22 protein-coding genes are annotated in these 19776 nt (G+C 69.5%); 15 read left to right on the top strand and 7 right to left on the bottom strand.

Going from position 1 to position 19776, the window contains the following annotated elements:
- Positions 1-67: 67 nt before the first annotated feature.
- On the top strand, positions 68-1846 hold the full coding sequence (locus AC0NH5_RS25410) for a sensor histidine kinase (protein WP_474408296.1): 1779 nt from the start codon (positions 68-70) through the stop codon (positions 1844-1846).
- 58 nt (positions 1847-1904) lie between these two features.
- On the opposite strand, the gene AC0NH5_RS25405 is transcribed toward AC0NH5_RS25410, so the two are convergent.
- Both AC0NH5_RS25405 and AC0NH5_RS25400 read right to left on the bottom strand, forming a co-directional pair.
- A complete protein-coding gene (locus AC0NH5_RS25405; RefSeq protein WP_474408294.1) occupies positions 1905-2561 on the bottom strand; it encodes an SRPBCC family protein in 657 nt (218 codons plus the stop codon).
- Positions 2562-2634: 73 nt separating this feature from the next.
- The gene (locus AC0NH5_RS25400; RefSeq protein WP_474408292.1) at positions 2635-3384 is read right to left on the bottom strand and encodes a hydrolase; all 750 of its coding nucleotides are present in this window, start codon (positions 3382-3384) and stop codon (positions 2635-2637) included.
- Between the two features lie 169 nt (positions 3385-3553).
- On the opposite strand from AC0NH5_RS25400, the gene AC0NH5_RS25395 reads away from it, so the two are divergent.
- Positions 3554-4381: a M23 family metallopeptidase gene (locus AC0NH5_RS25395; RefSeq protein WP_474408290.1), complete on the top strand. Its 828-nt coding sequence runs from the start codon at positions 3554-3556 to the stop codon at positions 4379-4381.
- Positions 4382-4417: 36 nt separating this feature from the next.
- Here the strand turns inward: AC0NH5_RS25395 and csrA are convergent, their stop codons facing one another.
- The 5 genes from csrA to AC0NH5_RS25370 form a co-directional block, all read right to left on the bottom strand.
- Positions 4418-4660: a carbon storage regulator CsrA gene (gene csrA / locus AC0NH5_RS25390; RefSeq protein WP_474408288.1), complete on the bottom strand. Its 243-nt coding sequence runs from the start codon at positions 4658-4660 to the stop codon at positions 4418-4420.
- Positions 4661-4742: 82 nt separating this feature from the next.
- Positions 4743-5180, bottom strand: a complete 438-nt coding sequence (locus AC0NH5_RS25385; RefSeq protein WP_474408286.1) for a flagellar assembly protein FliW — start codon at positions 5178-5180, stop codon at positions 4743-4745.
- A gap of 2 nt (positions 5181-5182) precedes the next feature.
- Positions 5183-6157 carry a flagellin N-terminal helical domain-containing protein gene (locus AC0NH5_RS25380; protein ID WP_474408284.1) on the bottom strand — a complete coding sequence of 325 codons (975 nt, stop codon included), beginning with the start codon at positions 6155-6157 and terminating at the stop codon, positions 5183-5185.
- Positions 6158-6168: 11 nt separating this feature from the next.
- Positions 6169-7593 (bottom strand): flagellar hook-associated protein FlgK, encoded by a 1425-nt coding sequence (flgK, locus tag AC0NH5_RS25375; protein ID WP_474408282.1) that lies wholly within the window; start codon positions 7591-7593, stop codon positions 6169-6171.
- Positions 7593-8078: a flagellar protein FlgN gene (locus AC0NH5_RS25370; protein WP_474408280.1), complete on the bottom strand. Its 486-nt coding sequence runs from the start codon at positions 8076-8078 to the stop codon at positions 7593-7595. The genes flgK and AC0NH5_RS25370 overlap by 1 nt, the downstream gene beginning before the upstream one ends.
- Before the next feature lie 245 nt (positions 8079-8323).
- Here AC0NH5_RS25370 and AC0NH5_RS25365 point away from each other — a divergent pair, with 245 nt between their 5' ends.
- From AC0NH5_RS25365 to AC0NH5_RS25305, 13 genes are all read left to right on the top strand, one after another.
- Positions 8324-9598 carry a flagellin N-terminal helical domain-containing protein gene (locus AC0NH5_RS25365; RefSeq protein WP_474408278.1) on the top strand — a complete coding sequence of 425 codons (1275 nt, stop codon included), beginning with the start codon at positions 8324-8326 and terminating at the stop codon, positions 9596-9598.
- 134 nt (positions 9599-9732) lie between these two features.
- Positions 9733-11151 carry a flagellar filament capping protein FliD gene (fliD, locus tag AC0NH5_RS25360; protein ID WP_474408276.1) on the top strand — a complete coding sequence of 473 codons (1419 nt, stop codon included), beginning with the start codon at positions 9733-9735 and terminating at the stop codon, positions 11149-11151.
- Positions 11152-11194: 43 nt separating this feature from the next.
- Positions 11195-11569 carry a flagellar export chaperone FliS gene (gene fliS / locus AC0NH5_RS25355; RefSeq protein WP_474408274.1) on the top strand — a complete coding sequence of 125 codons (375 nt, stop codon included), beginning with the start codon at positions 11195-11197 and terminating at the stop codon, positions 11567-11569.
- Positions 11570-11609: 40 nt separating this feature from the next.
- Positions 11610-11939 carry a hypothetical protein gene (locus AC0NH5_RS25350; protein WP_474408272.1) on the top strand — a complete coding sequence of 110 codons (330 nt, stop codon included), beginning with the start codon at positions 11610-11612 and terminating at the stop codon, positions 11937-11939.
- A 194-nt stretch (positions 11940-12133) separates the two neighbouring features.
- Complete coding sequence (locus tag AC0NH5_RS25345) at positions 12134-12481, top strand: flagellar basal body rod protein FlgB (RefSeq protein WP_474408270.1); 348 nt, start codon at positions 12134-12136, stop codon at positions 12479-12481.
- Positions 12481-12873: a flagellar basal body rod protein FlgC gene (locus AC0NH5_RS25340; protein ID WP_474408268.1), complete on the top strand. Its 393-nt coding sequence runs from the start codon at positions 12481-12483 to the stop codon at positions 12871-12873. The genes AC0NH5_RS25345 and AC0NH5_RS25340 overlap by 1 nt, the downstream gene beginning before the upstream one ends.
- Positions 12870-13214: a flagellar hook-basal body complex protein FliE gene (gene fliE / locus AC0NH5_RS25335; RefSeq protein WP_474408266.1), complete on the top strand. Its 345-nt coding sequence runs from the start codon at positions 12870-12872 to the stop codon at positions 13212-13214. Before AC0NH5_RS25340 ends, fliE begins: the two co-directional genes overlap by 4 nt.
- Before the next feature lies 1 nt (position 13215).
- On the top strand, positions 13216-14826 hold the full coding sequence (gene fliF / locus AC0NH5_RS25330) for a flagellar basal-body MS-ring/collar protein FliF (protein WP_474408264.1): 1611 nt from the start codon (positions 13216-13218) through the stop codon (positions 14824-14826).
- Positions 14827-14856: 30 nt separating this feature from the next.
- On the top strand, positions 14857-15882 hold the full coding sequence (gene fliG / locus AC0NH5_RS25325) for a flagellar motor switch protein FliG (protein ID WP_474408262.1): 1026 nt from the start codon (positions 14857-14859) through the stop codon (positions 15880-15882).
- Positions 15866-16537: a FliH/SctL family protein gene (locus AC0NH5_RS25320; RefSeq protein ID WP_474408260.1), complete on the top strand. Its 672-nt coding sequence runs from the start codon at positions 15866-15868 to the stop codon at positions 16535-16537. The genes fliG and AC0NH5_RS25320 overlap by 17 nt, the downstream gene beginning before the upstream one ends.
- Positions 16534-17841 carry a FliI/YscN family ATPase gene (locus AC0NH5_RS25315; protein WP_474408258.1) on the top strand — a complete coding sequence of 436 codons (1308 nt, stop codon included), beginning with the start codon at positions 16534-16536 and terminating at the stop codon, positions 17839-17841. Before AC0NH5_RS25320 ends, AC0NH5_RS25315 begins: the two co-directional genes overlap by 4 nt.
- Positions 17842-18329: 488 nt before the next feature.
- Positions 18330-18788, top strand: coding sequence for a flagellar export protein FliJ (locus AC0NH5_RS25310; RefSeq protein ID WP_474408256.1), 459 nt, complete (start codon positions 18330-18332; stop codon positions 18786-18788).
- Positions 18785-19765, top strand: coding sequence for a transglycosylase SLT domain-containing protein (locus tag AC0NH5_RS25305; protein ID WP_474408254.1), 981 nt, complete (start codon positions 18785-18787; stop codon positions 19763-19765). Before AC0NH5_RS25310 ends, AC0NH5_RS25305 begins: the two co-directional genes overlap by 4 nt.
- Positions 19766-19776: the final 11 nt, after the last annotated feature.

Genomic DNA, 19776 nt, shown 5'->3' with positions numbered 1-19776 from the left:
GCCTACTCAGGCGTTATGCTCTTTCCCTCACGTCTTGGGGGTATATGTGCATATCGCGGCGCATGGCGTGGGCAGGCTGTCCCGGCTGATCGCCGGGTGCGCCGGTGTCACAGTCACCGTCCTCGGCGCCCTGGACACACGCACGCTTGACGACGGCGTACCGTCGGGCGGGGTAGTCCCCGGCCCGGCGGCCGCGCTGGTCCCGGCCGGGATCGCCCTGCTGGTGCAGGTCGTGCCGGTGGCCGGCGCGCGGGCCGCCCGGGTCCGTGCGGGCACCGCCGCGCTGCTGGCCCTCACCGCGGCCGCTCTCGCCGCCGCGGCCCTGCGCGACCACCCCGCCGGAGCGGTCGCCGCGGTGCTGACCGGGCTGGCCCTTGCGGGCCTCGACCTGCGTCTGCCACATCGGGCGGGCGAGGTCTCCTTCCGGATCGCCGACCCGCTGCTGCTCGGCGCCGCCATGATCGCGCTGGTGGCCCTGGTGCCCCGGCTGTTCGACCCGTACCCGCCCGGCCGCGGCCCGGACAGCGTGATGTCGCTGCACCTGGCCGGCACGCTGCTGCTGCTCACCGCGGGCGCCATCCTCGCCCGGCCCGAGGCGGGACCACTGCGCACGCTCGACGACCCCGGTCCGCGCGCTGCCGTCCGGCGACTGGCTCCCGCCCTGATCGCGACCCCGATCATCGCCGCACTGGTGAGCGCGTTCGCCGTGGGTACCGGAATCAGCCGGCCCGCCGCCGCGGTCAGCACCGGGGTGATCCTCGCCGCGCTCTCCCTGCTCGCGCTGCTCGCCTATCTGGTGCGCACGCTGGACCGTGCCGACCTGCGGCAGCGGCAGCTCGTCGCCGAGCTACGGGAACGGCAGGACTTCGCGCAGACCCTGCTGCAGTCGATGAACGAAGCAGTCATGGTGCTGGACGCCAACTACCGGGTGATAGACGTCAACCGGCGGTGGCGCGAGCTGACCGGGCACGCCGATTCGGTTCCGCTGCCGCCGCCCGGAACCGGGCAGGACTGGAGCATCCCCCGCGCCGACGGCACGCAGGTCCCGGTGCTGGCCACCATGGCGGCCATCCCGGACGCTGCCGGGGCGCCTCGCGGCTACGTGGCCACCTGCGTCGACATCGCCGAGCGCAAACAGGCCGAGGACGCCCTCACCGAGCACGCCGCCGACCTCGAACGCGGCAACGCCCAGCTCGCCGCGGCGCTGGCCTTCAAGAACGATCTGACCTCGATGCTGACCCACGACGTGGCGCAGCCGATCAGCTCGATCGCCAGCCTCGCCGAACTGCTCTGCGCGGACTGGGCGGACCTGCCCGACGACATCCGGCTCGAACTGGCCACGAAGATCGACAAGAACACCCGCCGGCTGATCAAGATGATGAACGATCTGCAGCTGCTGTTCCGGCTGGACACCGGCGCGGTCACCGCGCGGCGCACACCGGTGCCGCTGCTGGAGGTGGTCGAGGCGGTCAGCGAGGCGCACACCGGCCGGGGCGACGTGGAGGTCGCCATCGACGAGGAGCTGACCGCGCTGGCCGACCGTGGGCACCTGACGGTCGTGGTGGAGAACCTGCTGAAGAACGCCCTCGGACACGGGGCGCCGCCGATCCACATCCGTGCCCGGCGGGAGGACGGCGGCCTGGTGGTGCTGGTCGTGCAGGACGGCGGCGCCGGGATCCCCGAGGACCTGGTGCCCAACTTGTTCGGCCGGTTCATCCGGGGTGCCGGGCTGGGCTTGTTCATCGTGCGGCACCTGGTCGAGGCGAACGGTGGCTCGGTGCGGTACGAGCAGGCCGTACCCCGGGGGGCCCGGCTCGTGGTGACGCTGGAGAGCGCGCCGGCCTGACCTGGTCACACCACAGAAAAAGGCCGGCCTCGCGGCCGGCCCCTGAGCAGATCGCGGCTCAGCTGCCGCGCTCCTCCTCGTTGATCATTCCGCTGCCCCATTCGTCGCGGGCACCGGTGCGACCGCCCATCTGGGCGGCGCCGGTGTCCCAGCCCGCGCCGGGGCTCGGCGACGCGCCGGCGGGGCGGTTGCGGATGCGCGCGGCGACCGCGGCCGGCGACGCCGGGTCGCGGGCGATCATCTCGGACAGCACCGACCGGGGCTTGCTGCTGGCGCCGTGCGGGATCGGCCGACCGCCCAGCACGCCGCTCTCCACCAGGCCCTTGAACGTGGTCAGGTCGGCCTTGAGCCGCCGGTTCAGCGACTCCTGGCCGTGCCGGTCGCTGGGCATCAGGAAGGCGATGTCGGCCTCGAGCTGCGCGACGATCTGGGTCTTGGTCTCACCCATCGGCCGCAGGGTGAGGGTCTCGGCCAGCAGCGGGCCCTCCATGGTCGACCAGGAGACCCGTTCGTCCGGCGAGCGCTCGATGATCTGCGCGTCGAACTCCCGCCGCTTCCCGTCGACGTCCATGATCCAGTGCGTCTGATCGGCGCCGGTGGACGTCACCTGACGGACCCCGGTCATGAAGCGCGGATAGTTCTCGAACGCCGCGAGCTGCTCGTACACCGTGTGGACGGGCGCGCTGACCTCGATAGCCTGCTGAACCATACTCATCGCAACTCTCCCATGCTGAAGTGCTGGCATCACAGAGAGTACGGAGGCGAGAACAGATCGTGTTCGGTTTCGCTCACACGCGGCGCAGGTATTGCCAGCGGCCCACCTCGGCGGCGTACCGGGCGTCGCTCGCCGGGAGCACGGTCACGCCGGCGTCCCGCAGCATCGTCACCAGGCGCGGCGACGGGCTGCGCCAGGCCTCGCTGATCTCCACGACGGTGCCCGTGGCCCGGCACGCGGCGGCCAGCTCACCGAGTAGGCCGGAACCCACCACGGCCTCGTCGACACCGGCCTGCGCGAGCAGCGCCAGCGGCCGGGCCAGCTGCGCGGGCACGTAACGGGAAGCCCGCTCGAGACCCTTCGCGGTCGCCGACACCAGCGCCTCGGCGGCCTGGCCGGCGGTGAGCGCCCCGGCGTCGAGACGGCGCCGCAGCTCACGGGAGTCGAGCAGCTCGTCGCCGTACGGCAGGGCGGAGACCGCGACGGAGAGCGCGTCCAGTTGCGCCAGGTCCCCCGGGAGCGCCAGCCAGCCGTCCGGCCGGACCACCTCGACCTCGGCGGCGACCCGCAGCTTCAGCTCGGTGCGGTGCCGGGCCCGGCGCACCGCGTCGGCGTACGCGCTCAGCCAGGTGGTGTCCGGACCGGCCTGGTCCGCGAACGTCAGCGCGGTGAGGCCGGCCCGGTCGGCGGCCGAGACCACCACGCCGACCGCGTCCCGGCCGGCCGAGAAGCCGGTGTGCACATGGGCGTCCACCCTGAGATCCAGCGCGCACGCGGTGCCGACCGCGCCGCTCACGATGACCGATTCGAGCTCTGCGCCCACGCCCGCACCCCCGAGGAGAAGAGACGGGATTCTCCCGCCTGACGATGAGAGTGCGGCCGGGACGTTGTCCGCGGGGTCAACCGGCGGTGCAGGTGAGGTGCGTCCGGCAGCAACCGAGCAGCACTCCGCGAGCACCGGGCCGGCATCCGGCGGCGGTCAGCCTTTCCTCATGCGCGCGATCAAGAAAGTAGCCGCCGTCGCCGCGGCGAGCCTGGTGGGCGTCGCGGTGCCGGCACCCGTGCCCGTCTCGGCCGCCCCCAAGGTGCCGACGGTGACCGGCGCCGCCAAGACCGACGGCATGCGCCTCAACCTGCGCCGCACCCCCTCGGCCGCCGGCGAGCGGTTCGGCTCGGTGGCGAACGGGGCGACGGTGTGGATCGTCTGCCAGGTGCGCGCGCAGCAGATCACCGGCACGGTGCGGACCACGGACCTCTGGAACCGGCTGGCCAACGGCGCCTACGCCTCGGACGCGTACGTGGTGCGCCCGGCCACCGCGATCCCGGCCTGCGCGCCCACGACCCCGGCCGTCCCGGTGCCCCGCCAGGGCGAGAGCTGGGGGCTTCCGGTGGCCGCCGGGCTGGTGAGCGGTTTCCGGACGATCGCCCGCCCGGCACACGACGGCATCGACCTGTCCGCCGTCCGGGGCACCCCGATTCTGGCCGCCTCCGCGGGCACGGTGATCCGGGTGGTGTGCAACGTCTCGGCGGGCACCTGCGACGTCGACGGCAACCGCACACTCTCCGGCTGCGGGTGGTACGTGGAGGTCCAGCACGCGGGCGACATCGTCACCCGGTACTGCCACCTGGTGCGCCGCCCGGTCGTCACCGTCGGCCAGGCCGTCACGAAGGGACAGCTCCTCGGGCACGTCGGCACCTCCGGCTCCTCGTCCGGGCCGCACCTGCACTTCGAGGTGCACGTGAACGCCGCGCCCGCCAACCACGACAACGCGGTCGACCCGATCGCCTTCCTGCGCTCGCGAGGAGTGAGTCTCACCTGAGAACGGGGAGCGCCCGTCGCGGGCGCTCCCCGTGTCTCAGCTCCTCGGCTCGGGCTTCCCCAGCATCCTGGTCACCGCATCCACCTCGTCCTCGGTGGGCGAGGCGGCCGCCCGGTTGGCCTCCTGCAGCTCGCGGTACACCTCCTCGCGGTGCACCTGGACGTCTCGAGGGGCCTGAATGCCCAGTCGGATGACGTCACCACGGGCCTCCAGCACCGTGATGACGACGTCGTCGCCGATCATCACGCTCTCGCCGGCCCGGCGGGTCAACACCAGCATCGATGCCCTCCTCCATCCATGGAACGGACAGCATGGCAAAGGCGCGACCGCGAAGAAACACGGCCGCGCCTTAGGCGGAGGATCAGAAGTTCCGGTTCATGATCGCCCGGACCGGGTAGCCGGATCCACTCAGGACGACCTGGGCGGCCCGCATGGTGTCGCGGTCCACCACGATCGGCGCGAGCAGGTTCGCGGTGGTCTCGTCCGTGCCGGCGGTGATCACCGTGAGCAGCAGCAGACGGTCCGGGTCCCTCGTGTTCAGCGCCGCGAAGACGTCGTTCTCGATCTCCGGCGCGTACTCCGGGAAGAACGGCTCCGGCGGCGCGACCAGGAAGCGCAGCTCCGGGTTGTCGACTGACGTGAAGGCGTAGAGCAGACCCTCCTCGTTCAGACGCACGAGAACGAACTCCCGGTGTGCCGGGAAACCGGGCATGGGCACCGCCATCGTGATGGTCGGCAAACCCAGCGACGGGTCGGTCATCGTGGCCTCGATCGGACGGGACGCGGTGCGAGTAGTCATGGTCACCTCAGGAAATCGATGAGCGAGGGCTGGATCACCTTGGCCGTGGCGGCCAGGGCGGCCTGATACGAGGTCTGCTGGAGCTGCAATTCCATGATCGCCTTCGGCAGGTCGACATCCTCGATATCGGAGAGCTGCGACGACACGGACATCAAGCGATCCTCAGCGGACTGCTTCATCTGGGTAACCCGATTGTATCGGGCGCCAACCTCCGAAAGAGTAGATTTCATCTTTTCAGAGGCTTTATCAATATTCGCGAGACCTGTCTGGACAGCGGCGTCGTCACCGTTTCGCATAGCCCTGACGAGGTCGTCCAGAACCCGGAACACCTGGGCCGGATTCTGTACGGGTGTTCCCCCGGGCGGGATCAGGTTCCCGTCGGCGTCGACGAACTGACCGGCGTCGTCGACGAGATAATCGGTGCCGAACGCCTCCGGCCCCCGGACGTCCACACGAACCCGGGCGTTCGGCCCGATCGCCCGTAACGTCTCGCCGCTCTGTTCGCCGATGTACCCGCCGGTCGCGTCGTACGCCTCGGCGTCCGGCGTGAACCCACCGAACACCGGCCGGTCCAGGTACTTCGTGTTCGCGTACTGGACCAGCGTGCCCTTGATCTGCTCGATCTCGGCGGCACGCGCCTTGTTCGCCTCCGGGGTGCTGCCGCCGCTCATGCTGGAGGCGGCCAGAGTCAGGTCCCGGACCTTCGCCATCAGAACGACCGAACTCTGCAGGTTGTCCTGCACAGCGCCGAGCCGGCCCATCGCGTCGTCGGCGTTGGCGGAGTACTTCTTGTTCGCCCGGATCTCACCGCGCAGCTGCAGTGCCGTGACCGTGCCGGTCGGTGAGTCCGAAGGCCGGTTCAGCTGCTTGCCACTGGAGATCTGGTCGTGCGAGGCCTGGGTGCGAGCGAGGTTGCGCTGCAGACTCGCCATCGTCCGCGTGCGGACGCTGCTTTCGGTCACTCGTGGGCTACTCATGAGAGCCTTCCTTACCTACCGACCAGACCGGTTCGGTTGATCAATTGATCGAGCATCGAGTCGATCGTGGTCAGGACCCGGGACGCCGCCTCGTACCCGCGCTGGTACGTGAGGAGGTTGGTCATCTCCTCGTCGAGGTTCACCCCGGACTCCGCGTCGCGAGCCGCGTCGACCTGGTCGGTGACGGCGTTCTGGATGTCCCGGCGGCGGATCGAGGACTGCGCGGAGACACCGAGGTCGCCGATCAGCGACTGGTACTCGGCATCGGCACCGCTCCGGGACGTGGCGAGCTCCGACAGGTCATCGGCCACCTCGCCGTTGAGCACCTTGGGCGTGCCGGTGGGGTCGCCCGAGGAGACCGCCAGTTTGGCGGGGTCGGTGATGCTCACCGAGATGTTCGACGCCGACAGCGGGAAGGCGTTCTTCGAGACGAAGAAGTCCTGTCCGGTGGTCCCGTCGATGCTGAACCCGAGCCGGTGCTTGTCGTTCACCGTCTCGGCGAGCTTGGTGGCTACCGTGTCCAAGCGGGCGGACAGGGCGTCCAGGGTGCCGCCCTTGGCGAGCAGCTCCATCTGGGCGCCCATGCTCCCGCCGGCGGCGACCGGGCTCTTCGTGTCCGACCACCGCAGGTTGACGTCGGTCGTTGCCAGGTCTTCCAGGCGCAGTGCGCTGCCCGGCTCGATCTCGATCTGCCGCGTGGTGAACTCGCTGACCAGCGGTCCACTCCCGACGAACACGTTCATCGCGCCGTTCGGCAGATCGGTCGCGGTGGCGCCGGTCAGCTCGGCCAGCTTGAGCATCGCCTGGCCACGCTGGTCCATCAACTCGTTCGCCTGCAGGCCGGCGCCCGTGGCCACCACGATCTCCTTGTTCAGGCGGGCGATCGTGGACGCCGCGTTGTTCACGTCGTTGACGTAGGTGTCGAGACCCGCGCGGGTCGACTCGTACTGGCTGTTCAGCGCGCCGGACGCGTCGTTGAGCGACGCGGCCACCGTGACCGCCTGCTCCATCAAGGCTGCCTTCGGCGGCGCCTTGTCCGGGTTGGCCGCAACCGTGTTGAAGCCGTCCCACATGTCCTGCAGGCGGGCCTGGAGCGCGGTGTCGCTCGGCTCGGCGAAAGCGTCCTCGATCAGGTTGTACGCGCCGGCCCGCTGGTTGTGGTACGCCGAGTTCGCATGCTCGGTGTAGCTGCGCTGGTCCAGCGCCGTATTCCGCAACCGGTCCACGGAGGACACCGTCACACCGTTGCCCACCGCGGACGTGGTGGCGTAGACACCCGGCACCAGGTTGGCGTTCTGCGACTGCATCACCACACGCTGGCGGGTGTACCCCTCGGTGCTGGCGTTGGCAATGTTCTGGCCCGTGATGTCCAGGCCCCGGCGCTGCGCATAGAGCGAGGTGAGCGCCGTGTTGAGTCCACCGAATGTGCTGCCCATCAGATCGCCTCATCAACCAGGGTGGGGCGCCGCACGGCGCCGCTGACGGTCTGGCCCTGCGGTCCGTACGTTTCCACAGTCTCGGCGAACGCGAGCATGGTTTCGCGAGCCGCGCGCTGGCCGGCGGTGAGCAGCTCGCGGTTGACGTCGGCCAGGGCCCGGATCTCCGACGTCAACATGAGGAAGGCCTTGCGGTGCTGGTGCAACAGGTCCGACCAGGGTTCCGGCGCCGCGTCGGCGAGCTCGCCGAGAGAGGCGTCCGGGGACAGGCCGAGCTCGGCCGCGACCTCCTGGGCGTACGCCGCCCGGATGACCTCGGTCTGCCGGATCTGGTCCAGCACGAGCTCCACCTCGCGGGTGGCGTGGCTGAGCCAGCGTGACCGGTTTTGCGCGAGGAGCAACTGCTCCTCCTCAAGCTTGAACAGCAGCATCTCGAGCAGCTCACGTGAACGCCACAGGACGCTGGCCAGGTCGGTCAGGCTCACCCGGTCCTCCGTCGTATCGCTGGTCGGGCCTACCCCCTCGGCGGACCCGCTCATTCGGACAGGTCGGCACATCCGCCGTGCCACTGAGCGGTTTCTCCCGATCGGCACATCTCCGGATTCGCCCTAAAAGCCCGAAGAAATCTCAGAGAATCCTCATGGCCTCTCGGCTAACCGCCGATGGGACGTGCGTAGCACCACGGCTCACGGATGGGCCGACAAAGACCCCACTCAAGGAGGAATCACCCATGGGTCTTCGTATCAACCAGAACATCGCCGCCCAGAACGCCTACCGGAACCTCTCGGTGACCGACAACCAGATGTCGAAGTCGCTCGAGAAGCTGTCCAGCGGTTTCCGGATCAACCGGGCGGCGGACGACGCGGCCGGCCTCTCGATCTCCGAGGGCCTGCGGGCCCAGATCGGTGGTCTCAAGACCGCCGTCCGCAACACCCAGGACGGTGTGAGCGTCGCGCAGACCGCTGAGGGCGCGCTCAACGAGGTCACCTCGATCCTGCAGCGCATGCGTGACCTGTCGGTCCAGACGTCCAACAGCGGCGCGATGGACGTCGACGCCAAGGACGCCGCCAACAAGGAGATGCTGCAGCTCAACGCGGAGCTGGACCGGATCGGTGAGACCACGGCGTTCGGCAAGTCGAAGCTGCTGGACGGCTCGTTCGGCGCCAACGCCAAGGTCGACGGCGCGAAGCTGAACGCCGGGAGCGGGGCGGGCACCGCGAAGCAGGCTCTGAGTGACGTCGTCACCGCCAACGCCGGCGCGGCCACCACTCTGACGATCAACACGGTGGACGGCGCCGACGTCTCCGCCACGCCTATCACCGTCACCATCCCGCAGGGCACCTTCACGGCCTCGGACAGCGCGCAGGACGTGGCCAAGAAGATCAACTCGGCCATCTCCAGCTCGCTGAAGGAGCAGACCAACCCCAACACCGGCACGAAGTTCCAGGGCAACGAGATCTCGATGTCGGCGAGCACCGCCTCGGACGGCTCGGTGAAGTTCAGCACCTCCGGTGTCGGCAACTTCTCGATCACCGACGGCACCGGCGGCGCACTGAACTCGCTGACCGGCGGTGCCACCGCGACCGGTGACACCACGACGAACGCGGTCAAGGGCGGCAACACCGGTCGCTTCCAGGTCGGTTCCAACGCCAACGAGCGAATCGGCATCTCCATCGGTGCGGTGAACTCCAACACCCTCGGCACCGCGGGCCTGAACCTGAAGACCGACCCGAGCGCGGCGATCACCGCCATCGACTCGGCGATCCGCAACGTGTCCGACTCGCGTGCCCAGCTCGGTGCGTACCAGAACCGTTTCGAGCACACGATCAACAACCTGAACGTCGCGGTGGAGAACCTCTCCGCGTCCGAGTCTCGGATCCGCGACACCGACATGGCTCAGGAGATGGTGTCGTTCACCCGTAACCAGATCCTGACCCAGGCCGGCACCTCGATGCTGTCGCAGGCGAACCAGTCCGCGCAGAACGTGCTCTCGCTGCTCCGCTGATCCGGGCGACAGAGCTAACCGAACTGCCACCGAGCACCACTGAATTCGTACGGCGAACGACCGAATAGGTAGGGGTAGCGGGAAGTCAGACTCCCGCTACCCCTGACCTTTTCCCGCAGCGAAAGCGAGCAACCGTGTCCAGCAGCTCTGTCGACGGCCTCGTCAGCGGTCTCAGCACCTCCAGCATCATCACTCAGATGATGCAGGTGGAGGCTGCTCCCCAGACCCGCCTCAAGGTCAAGGTCAAGACCGCCGAGAACACGGTGGCGTCGTACCAGACCGTGAACACCAAGCTCTCCGCGCTGAAGGGCGCGGCCGACACGCTCGGCCAGCTGAGCACCTGGCGGTCGCTGAAAGCGACCTCCAGCTCCACCGGAGTGACCGCGACCGCCACCGGTGGCGCGAACTCCTCCTCGGGGATGACGACCTTCGACGTCGTCTCGGTGGCTTCCGCGCAGGTCGGCACCGCCAAGTTTGCGAGCGGTACGACCGACGCCACGGACGGTTCGACCGAGCTGTCCTTCTCCTTCGGCACCCCGCCCGCGGGAACGCCGATGAAGGTCGAGCTCGGCACCGACAAGTCACCGGCCGCCGTCGCCGCCGCGATCAACAGCACCAAGGGCCTCCCCATCCGCGCCGGCGTGGTCACGACCAGCACCGGCGACGTGATTCTGCAGCTCAGCAGCACCAAGACCGGGACCGAGAACGCCTTCACGGTCACTGGGCTCTCCACCTCGCCGGTCACCGTCGCTCCGGCGGCGGACGCGCTGATCCGGGTGGGCTCGCTGGACACGACCGACCCGTTGAACCCCACGCTCACGCCAGGCAGCTACGAGGTGAAGAGCAGCAGCAACACCTTCACCGGACTGCTGAACGGCGTCTCGGTGACGGTCACCAAGCCCGAAACCGGGGTGACCGTCAACGCTCAGACCGACGTGGCCGGCATCGCGGAGAAGTTGCAGGCGTTCGTCGACGCGGCCAACGCCACGCTGACCGAGGTGAAGACGCAGACCGCGTTCGACCCCTCCACGAACAAGGGCTCGCCCCTCACCGGCGACTTCATGGTGCGCCAGCTGAGCCAGACCATTCTGGGCTCGATCAGCGGTGGCCTGTCGTACGACAACCCGAAGTACGTCAAGCCGGCGGACGGCTCAGGGCTCCCGGAAGAGTCGCCGGGCAACATGAAGAAGATCGCGTTCGGCAGCCTCTCGCAGGTCGGCATCCAGCTGGACCGCGGCGGCCAGTTGACCTTCGACGCGGCCACGTTCACCGCGGCCTACAACGCCGACCCTGTGAAGATCCAGGAGGCGGTGATCGGGCTCGCGGACAACTTCGAGGTCCAGACGAGCAAGCAGTCCCTCTCCGTCACCAACGTCATCACCGGGCGGCGGCAGGAGATCGACAACTTCAAGTCGCAGATCAGCAACTGGGACACCCGTCTCGAGGCTCGCCAGCTCACGCTGCAGAGGCAGTACACCAACCTGGAATCGTCCCTCGGCAAGCTGAAGAACCAGTCCAACTGGCTCGCCGGGCAGCTGGGCAGCCTCGGCTGAGCCCGAACCGCCAGCCATCCGGACGCACTGACGAGGGAGACCGATGACCGCACCGAATCTTCGTGATCGCTACCTGCAGGACTCGATCAATACCGCCTCGCCGGCGAAGCTGCTGACCATGCTCTACGACCGCCTGATCCTGGACCTGATGCAGGGTGAGGAGGCGCTCCGCAGCGAGAACCGCGAGGCGGCCAACGACAAGCTCAACCACGCTCAGGAGATCGTGATCGAGCTGCGCTGCAGCCTCGACATGGAGGCCTGGGACGGGGCGCCGGGGCTGGCCAACCTCTACGGCTTCGTGCTGATGGAGCTGATCGGCGCCAACATCAAGCGTGAGCCCGACCGGGTCGCGTCGTGCCGCCGGCTCATGGAGCCACTGCGTGACGCGTGGCGCGAGGCAGCATCGGCCGGGACATGACTACCCCGACGCCGGCGGTGACCCGGCGGGAGGACCGGAGATGAGCACCAACACCGTGGACTGGCGCGAGGCCTGGACCGCAGCGCTCGACGAGCTGGAGATGGACGTCGAGACGGTCGAGGCCATGCTGGCCGACGAGCGCCGCGTCGCCGAGACGCCGCCGTCGGACCTGTGGCGACCGCCGACCGAGCTGGGCGCCCTGCCGCTGGAGCTGCGGCCGCGGGCGGACGCGATCCTCACCCGCCAACTCGCCGCCGCGGAGGAGCTGGCCCGCCGCCTCACCGCCAACCGGCAGCAGTCGGCGATGACGTCCCGGATCGAGACCGGCGAAGCGGTGAAACGTCCCGTTTATCTGGATTGTGCAATGTAGGTCCTTTAAAAGCAGACAAAACGTCCCGACCCTCGACTTCGAGGGCCGGGACGTTCTCGTGTGCAACCTCGCAGCAACCGCTTGGGACTCAGCGGATCGGCGGGCAGGCCGAAATGCAGGGTACGAGCAACGGATTGCTCCGCAGAAGCAGCCAAAGGAATGGCGACCAGACGGATCGACTAAGGGAGATCACCTTGTTCGACGACCGCTCGTCGTCCGCATTGCGCGTTGCTGTCGCCGGCCTCGCGGCCCGGCAGAACGCCATCGCCAACAACATCGCGAACATCGAAACCCCCGGCTACCGGGCGCGTAAGGTCAAGTTCGAGGAGGCGCTGAACAGCGCCGTCGCCCGCGGCGAATCGCCGGCCGGGGTGTCCCCGAGCGTGCTGACCTCGCTGGAGCCGACCCGCCTCAACGGCAGCAACGTCAACCTCGACCACGAGACGCTGCAGCACATCGACACCACGATGCGCTACCAGCTCACCATTCGAGCTCTGGACGGCAAGTACAACTCGCTGCGCGAAGCCATCAAGGGGGCCTGATGAGCATCTTCAACGCGATCGGCACCGCCGGCACCGGCGTCACCGTCTACCGCAAGTGGCTGGACGCCGTGGCCGACAACATCGCCAACGTCAACACCACCACCCGTACCTCGGAGAACGCCTTCCAGGCGCGTTACGTCCAGGCCCGCGCGGCGCAGGACGGCAACGGCGCCGAGGTGGCCGGCGTGCAGTTCGGCAACGCCGAGGGAGTCCTGGCCTACGAGCCGGACAACCCGCTCGCCGACGCCGAGGGATACGTCCGCCGGCCGGACATCGACATGGGCAGCCAGATGGCCCAGATGATGATGGCCCAGCGTTCCTACCAGGCCAATCTCGCCGTGGTGGACCGGGCCCGAGACGCCTACAGCGCAGCCATCAACCTCGGGAAGTGATCCAGTTGACCTCGCCCATCAACCCGATCGGCGGCTTCTCCGGCATCGCCGGGGTCGGCGGCACCAACTGGTTCTCGGACACCGCCGAGACCACCGGTGCCGCTGCTCCGGCAGGCCCGAACGCCGACTTCGCCGGGATGCTCGCCAAGGGCATCGAGAACGTGCAGCAGGCCCAGGCCAAGGCCAGCGACCTGGCGGTCCAGGTCGCCGACGGCACGTTGAAGGACCCGGCCCAGTACACGATGGCTGCCACCGAGGCAGGCCTCGGACTGCAGCTGACCATGGCTATTCGCAACAAGGCCGTGGAGGCCTTCCAGGAGATCATGAGGATGCAGGCCTGACATGACTGACCGCCTTCCCGCTCCGGTACGCCGTATCACGGACGCCTTCAAGTCCTTCACACCGGGACAGAAGGCTGTCACCATCTTCGCCGTCGTCGCCATCATGGTCGGCGGCTACTTCTTCGCCACCTGGGCGGCCAAGCCGTCCTACCAGATCCTGTTCAACAACCTCTCGAGCAAGGACGCCAGCGCGATCGTCGAGTCGCTGCAGAAGTCGGGCACCTCGTACGAGCTGGCGAACGACGGCCAGACCATCATGGTTCCCCGGGACCAGGTGAACGACCTCCGGCTCCAGCTGTCCGGCGAGGGCCTGCCCGGCGACGAGGGCACCGGTTACTCGCTGCTCGACCAGCAGGGCATCACCACCAGCGACTTCATGCAGCACGCGAACTACCAGCGCGCGCTGGAGGGCGAGCTGGCCAAGACGATCAAGTCGATCGACGGCGTCGAGGCGGCCACCGTGCACCTCGTCATGCCGAAGGAGGACGTCTTCACCGAGGACCAGGCCAAGCCGACCGCGTCGGTGCTGGTCGCCTCGAAGGCGAACAACCAGCTCGAGGAGCAGCAGGTGCAGTCGATCGTGCACCTGGTCGCCTCCAGCGTCGAGGGCCTCGACCCGACCCAGGTCACGGTTGCGGGCTCGGACGGCCGGATGCTCTCCGCCGGCGGTGGCGCGTCAATCGCGTCCGGAGGCGGTGACGGCGCCGAGCAGCAGACCGTCTCCTTCCAGAACCGGCTGAACTCCTCGCTGCAGCGGATGCTCGACAACCTGGTCGGCCCGGGCAACGCGGTGGTCACCACCACCGCGGAGCTGGACTTCGACCAGACCGAGACGCGCAGCAAGACCTACAGCGCCGACCCGGCCGTGCCGGCGGAGTCGGAGAGCGTCAACACCGAGACCTACACCGGCAGCGGCAGCGGCAGCGGCGGGGTACTCGGCCCGGACAACATCCAGGTGCCGAACGGCGCCGGCAACGGTCAGTACTCCAGCAAGAACGAGGTCCGCAACCGGCAGCTGAACGAGGTGCAGGAGGTCCGCCGGAACGCGCCGGGCGGCATCGACCGGCTCAACGTCTCGGTCCTGCTGAACAGCACCACGGCCGCCGGCGTCGACCCCGCCCAGGTCCAGCAGCTGATCAGCGCCGCGGCCGGCATCGACGCCACCCGCGGCGACACCATCGCGGTCGCGGCCATGCCGTTCGACACCGGCGCTGCCGATGCCGCCGCGAAGGAGCTCGCCGCCGCGGCCGATCAGGAGAAGGAGGCCAAGCAGCTCACGCTGATCAAGACGGCCGCTCTGCTGTTCGTGGTGCTCGCGCTGATCTTCCTGGCCTGGCGGGCGAACAAGCGCGCCAAGAAGCGCCAGCAGCTCACCGAGGAGGAGCGTCGTCACCTCGAGGAGATGCAGGCCGCGCTGGAGGCGCAGCGTCAGGCGGAGCTGGACGTGACTGCGGCCGGAGCGATGAACATGCTGGAGAGCCCGGAGGCGGTCACGCGCAACGACGAGGCGCGCGTGGAGCGGCACCGCGAGATCGAGGACCTGGTCCGGGACAAGCCCGACGAGACCGCCGCCCTGATCCGCAGCTGGATGTCCGCGGACTCCACGCGCTGAACCACCGAAGAGTAGGACGAGGAGTACCCGTTGACCACACCTGGGCTCACGACACTGTCGATGACGGGCGTGCGCAAGGCCGCGATAATGCTGGTCCAGCTCGGCAAGGAGCAATCCGCGCAGGTGCTGGCCAACATGACCGAGAAAGAGGTCGAGATGCTGTCCGCCGAGGTGGCTCGGCTGGGCAAGCTCGATCCGGTCCAGGTCGACGACGTGATGGACGAGTTCTACGCCATGGCCACCACCCGGTACGCCGGGTCGGGCGGCATGGATTACGCCAGGGAGCTGCTGGAGGCGTCGCTCGGCAAGGAGCGGGCGGCGCTGATCCTGGACCGGCTCGAGGCGTCGATGAACGACATACCGTTCAACTTCCTCAGCCACGCGGATCCACGGCAACTGCTTTCGTACGTCCAGTACGAGCACCCGCAGACGATCGCGCTGGTGCTGGCGCACATCCCGTCGGCGCTGGCCTCCTCGATCCTGGCCGGCCTGCCGATCGAGGTGCAGACCGAGGTCGCGCACCGGATCGCGATCATGGACCGTACCTCGCCGGACATCATCCGCCAGGTGGAGAGCGCGTTGCAGCGCAAACTCTCCAGCGTGCTCCAGCCGGACGAGCTCTCCACGGTCGGTGGTCTCGGCCCCCTCGTCGACATCATCAACCGTGCCGACCGCACCACCGAGCGGCTCATCCTGGAGGCTCTCGACGCGCGCAGCCCGGAGCTGGCCGAGGAGATCCGGCGCCGGATGTTCATGTTCGAGGACATCGTCAACCTGGAGGACCGGGCGGTGCAGCTGGTGCTGCGCCAGGTGGAACCGGCCGACCTGGCCACCGCGCTCAAGGGCGTGCCGGAGCCGGTCCGCGACAAGGTCACCCGGAACCTCTCCGAACGCGGCCGGGAGAACCTGCTCGAAGAGATCGATCTGCTCGGCCCGACCAAGGTCAAGATGGTCGAGGAGGCGCAGGCGAAGATCGTCGGTGTCATCCGGACCCTCGAGGACTCCGGCCAGATCGAGATCCAGCGCGGTGGCGAAGCCGATGAGCTCATCGCCTGACCGGCAGGTGATCCGCGGGGCGGTGGCGGACAATGCCACCGCCGCGCGGTTCGCCGTCGACCTGCGCAACCCGGACACCCTCGACAGCGAGGCCCTCGAACGCCTCAAGCAGCAGGCCCGCACGACCGGTTACGCGGAAGGCTGGGCGCAGGGCAAACGCGACGCCGCGGAGGCCGCCGAGGTCGCCAAGGCACGCGCACTGGCCTCCGAGGAGGCGTACGAGCACCGCCGGATGACCGCTCTCGCCCAGGCGGTGAACGCGCTGGGGCGAGCCGTCACCGAGCTGGAGAACCAGCTCATGCCGACCTTCACCGAGCTGCAGGAGGTCGTGCTGGCGACCGCCTTCGAACTCGCCGAGGCGATCGTCGGGAGCGCCCTGCACGACCATCCCGAGCGTGGCGCCGACGCGCTGCGCCGCGCGATGAGCGCCGCACCCGAACAGGGCGAGATGGTGGTGCGGCTGCATCCGGACGACCACCAGACGCTGACCGGCGCGGACGCCGGCGGCGATTTCGACTATCAGGGCCGCCGGATCACGCTGCGTCCCGATCCCAGCCTGCGGCCCGGTGACGCGGTCGCCGAGACCGGCACCGCAACCGTGGACGCGACCATCGCGGCGGCGCTGAGCCGGGCGCGGGAGGCGCTGCGCGTATGACCGACGTCTTTCAGCAACGCCTGCAGAGCGCCCTCACCGCGGCGCGCCCGATGGTCAGCGGCCGGGTGACCGGCGCTGTCGGCCTGCGGGTGACGGTCAGCGGCCTGGAAGCCCAGATCGGCGACCTGCTGCGCCTCGGCACCGGCCCGGACCCGGTCTTCGCCGAGGTGGTGGCCCTGGACGGGGAACGGCTCTCCTGCCTTCCGCTGGGCCCGATCACCGGGTTCGGCGCCGGCACCCCGGCGGTCAGCACCGGCGGTCCGCTGCGCATCGCGGTCGGCCCGGACCTGCGCGGGCGCATCCTGGACGGCCTGGGCCGTCCGATGGACGGCGGCCCGCCCCTGCGCGGCGAACTGGTCGGCATCGACGCGGCGCCACCCTCGGCGATGGAGCGCCAGCTGGTCGACAAACCGATGTCCCTGGGCGTACGGGTCCTCGACACGCTGGTCCCCTGCGGCCGTGGCCAGCGCATCGGCATCTTCGCCGGCTCCGGTGTCGGCAAGTCCACGCTGATGAGCATGATCACCCGCGGCACGTCGGCGGAGCTGAACGTGGTCGCCCTGGTCGGCGAACGCGGCCGCGAGGTGCGCGAGTTCATCGAGCACGACCTCGGCGAGGAGGGCCTGGCCCGCTCGGTGGTGGTGATCGCCACCTCGGACACCCCGCCACTGGTCCGCCTCCGCGCCGGCGCGGTCGCCACCCGGATCGCCGAGTACTACCGCGACCAGGGCGCCGACGTGCTGCTGATGATGGACAGCGTGACCCGGGCGGCGATGGCACAGCGCGAGGTCGGCCTCTCCGTCGGCGAGCCGCCCGCCACCCGCGGTTATCCACCCTCCGTCTTCGCCATGCTCGCCTCGCTGCTGGAGCGGGCCGGGCCGGGCGCCCGTGGCAGCATCACCGGCCTCTACACCGTGCTGGTCGAGGGCGACGACCACAACGAGCCGATCGCCGACGCCGCCCGGTCGATCCTCGACGGCCACATCGTGCTGGACCGCAAGCTGGCCACCGCGGGCCACTTCCCGAGCATCCAGGCCCTCGACTCGATCTCCCGGGTAGCCAACAAGATCACCAGCCGCCGGCAGCGTGACGACGCGACCGAGCTGCGCCGTCTGATGGCCGCCCACCGCGAGGTGCGCGAGCTGGTGGAGATCGGCGCTTACGTGCCCGGCACCAACCCGGACGCCGACCGGGCGAACGCGGCCTGGCCTCAGATCAGCGCCTTCCTCCGCCAGGACCTCGACGAACGTGTGACGGCCGACGACGCCTGGGCCGCCCTGCGCGCCTTACTGGCCACCACCTGACCCCCTCCGTGGGGAGTTGAGGTCCGCTCCGCACCCCAAGTCACCACACTGCAAGAGGTTGCGTGGGGAGTTGAGGTCCGCTCCGCACCCCAAGTCACCACACTGCAAGAGGTTGCGTGGGGAATTGAGGTCCGCTCCGCACCCCAAGTCACCACACTGCAAGAGGTTGCGTGGGGAATTGAGGTCCGCTCCGCACCCGAACTCATCACACTGCGCTGCAGATCATCAGGCGATGGGGAGCGCGTTCACGCGTACGCCCGGGGGGTGGGTCGGAAGGCGAAGCGGACGGCGCGGCAGCGAGGGTGCGCCGCCGCGAAGATGGCGGCAAACCGGACACAGCCGACGGGCGGGCTGGGGCGCGGCAGGAAGCCGGGCCACTTGAGCGGTTTCCCGGATCGCCGGGTAGCAAGGCGGGTGCAGGCCTCAGCGGAGCGCGGGCCGGGCCGAAGCGGTCATGTGAGGGCTCACCCGCCCGCAAGGAGGCCAACGTGAATCGTCTGTTCCGACTCGGACCCGTGCTTCGTGCCCGCAAAGCACAGGAGGACGCCGCCCGCGGCGCGGTCATCCAGTCACGGGCTGACATCCGGGAAGCCGAAGCCCTGCTGCGGCGCCGCAAGCTGGATCTCGTGGGGAACCAGGCGCCGACCGAGGGCACGGCCCGTTCGATGGTGGCGGCGCTGGTGGCGCGGCAGTCGCTGGCGGCCGGCCTGTTCAGCGCGCAGCGCATGGTGACCGACGCCGAGGCGGTCGAGCGTGAGCGGGTCGCCGCGCTGACCGACGCGGCCAAGCGGAGGCGTGCGGTGGAGATGATGTCCGAGCGGCACGCCGCCACCGTCCGGGCCCACGATCTGCGCGTCGACCAGGCCAACCTCGATGAGCTCGCGGTCACCGCCAAGGCTCGGCAGGCCGCCGGCAGCCCGGCCCGGACGAACGGGAGTGAGGCATGACGCTGGGTGTCTCCGGAGTTCTTGGCCGTGTCGCCGAGCTGCAGGAGAAGCTCGGCCTGAACCCCGCCCCGGCCCCGGCGACCGGCGCCGCGTCGGGCACGAAGTTCGCCTCGGCGCTCGCCGACGCGACCCGCGGCGGATCGCTCGGCGCCACCGCCGCCGGGCCCAGCGGCGACGACGTGGTGGCGGCCGCGAAGAAGTACCTCGGCACCCCGTACGTGTTCGGCGGCTCCGATCCCGGCAAGGGCCTGGACTGCTCGGCGCTGGTGCAGCGCGCCTACCAGGAGCACGGTGTCGAGCTGCCGCGCAACTCGTGGCAGCAGGCCCGCGCCGGCCGGCCGGTGTCGAGCCTGGCCGAGGCGAAGCCGGGCGACATCCTGGCGTTCAACTCGCCGGTCGACCACGTCGCCATCTACATGGGTGACAACAAGATGATCGCGGCGCCCAAGCCGGGCGACCGCGTCAAGATCCAGACGGTGTACGAGAAGCCGACCGCCATCCGCCGCGTCCTCGACGACATGCCCGCCTCCGTGGTGCAGGACATGTCGTCGCTGCGCCCGGCCGGGCTGCGCCCCGACGGCGGCGGGCTGAGCGGCGTGCCGTACGCGGACCTGTTCGTGCAGGCCGGTCGTCGTCACGGCGTGGACCCGAAGCTGCTGGCGGCGGTCGCCAAGGTCGAGTCGGGCTACAACCCGAAGGCGGTCAGCAAGGCCGGCGCCCAGGGCCTCATGCAGCTGATGCCGGCCACCGCCCGCGGTCTCGGTGTCTCCGACGCCTTCGACCCGGCGCAGGCCGTGAACGGCGCCGCGAAACTGCTCTCGCAGCATCTGAAGGAGTTCAAGTCGCTGCCGCTGGCGCTCGCCGCCTACAACGCGGGCGGCGGGGCGGTGCACAAGTACGACGGCATCCCGCCGTTCGCCGAGACCCAGGCGTACGTCCCGAAGGTGCAGAAGGCCCTCGCCGCGCTCGGCGGCTGAGCCCGGAGCTC

The sequence above is a fragment of the Actinoplanes sp. 13 genome (genome assembly GCF_056134165.1).
The sequence above is the reverse complement of the archived record's forward strand: the minus strand, read 5'-3'. Positions and strand labels throughout refer to the sequence as shown.

Bases quoted from the DNA above. Each gene is read 5' to 3' on its own strand.
- AC0NH5_RS25405 (WP_474408294.1), bottom strand. From the start codon at position 2,561: ATGAGTATGGTTCAGCAGGCTATCGAGGTCAGCGCGCCCGTCCACACG.
- AC0NH5_RS25395 (WP_474408290.1), top strand. From the start codon at position 3,554: ATGCGCGCGATCAAGAAAGTAGCCGCCGTCGCCGCGGCGAGCCTGGTG.
- csrA (WP_474408288.1), bottom strand. From the start codon at position 4,660: ATGCTGGTGTTGACCCGCCGGGCCGGCGAGAGCGTGATGATCGGCGAC.
- AC0NH5_RS25385 (WP_474408286.1), bottom strand. From the start codon at position 5,180: ATGACTACTCGCACCGCGTCCCGTCCGATCGAGGCCACGATGACCGAC.
- AC0NH5_RS25380 (WP_474408284.1), bottom strand. From the start codon at position 6,157: ATGAGTAGCCCACGAGTGACCGAAAGCAGCGTCCGCACGCGGACGATG.
- flgK (WP_474408282.1), bottom strand. From the start codon at position 7,593: ATGGGCAGCACATTCGGTGGACTCAACACGGCGCTCACCTCGCTCTAT.
- AC0NH5_RS25365 (WP_474408278.1), top strand. From the start codon at position 8,324: ATGGGTCTTCGTATCAACCAGAACATCGCCGCCCAGAACGCCTACCGG.
- fliS (WP_474408274.1), top strand. From the start codon at position 11,195: ATGACCGCACCGAATCTTCGTGATCGCTACCTGCAGGACTCGATCAAT.
- AC0NH5_RS25350 (WP_474408272.1), top strand. From the start codon at position 11,610: ATGAGCACCAACACCGTGGACTGGCGCGAGGCCTGGACCGCAGCGCTC.
- AC0NH5_RS25340 (WP_474408268.1), top strand. From the start codon at position 12,481: ATGAGCATCTTCAACGCGATCGGCACCGCCGGCACCGGCGTCACCGTC.
- fliF (WP_474408264.1), top strand. From the start codon at position 13,216: ATGACTGACCGCCTTCCCGCTCCGGTACGCCGTATCACGGACGCCTTC.
- AC0NH5_RS25320 (WP_474408260.1), top strand. From the start codon at position 15,866: ATGAGCTCATCGCCTGACCGGCAGGTGATCCGCGGGGCGGTGGCGGAC.
- AC0NH5_RS25315 (WP_474408258.1), top strand. From the start codon at position 16,534: ATGACCGACGTCTTTCAGCAACGCCTGCAGAGCGCCCTCACCGCGGCG.
- AC0NH5_RS25305 (WP_474408254.1), top strand. From the start codon at position 18,785: ATGACGCTGGGTGTCTCCGGAGTTCTTGGCCGTGTCGCCGAGCTGCAG.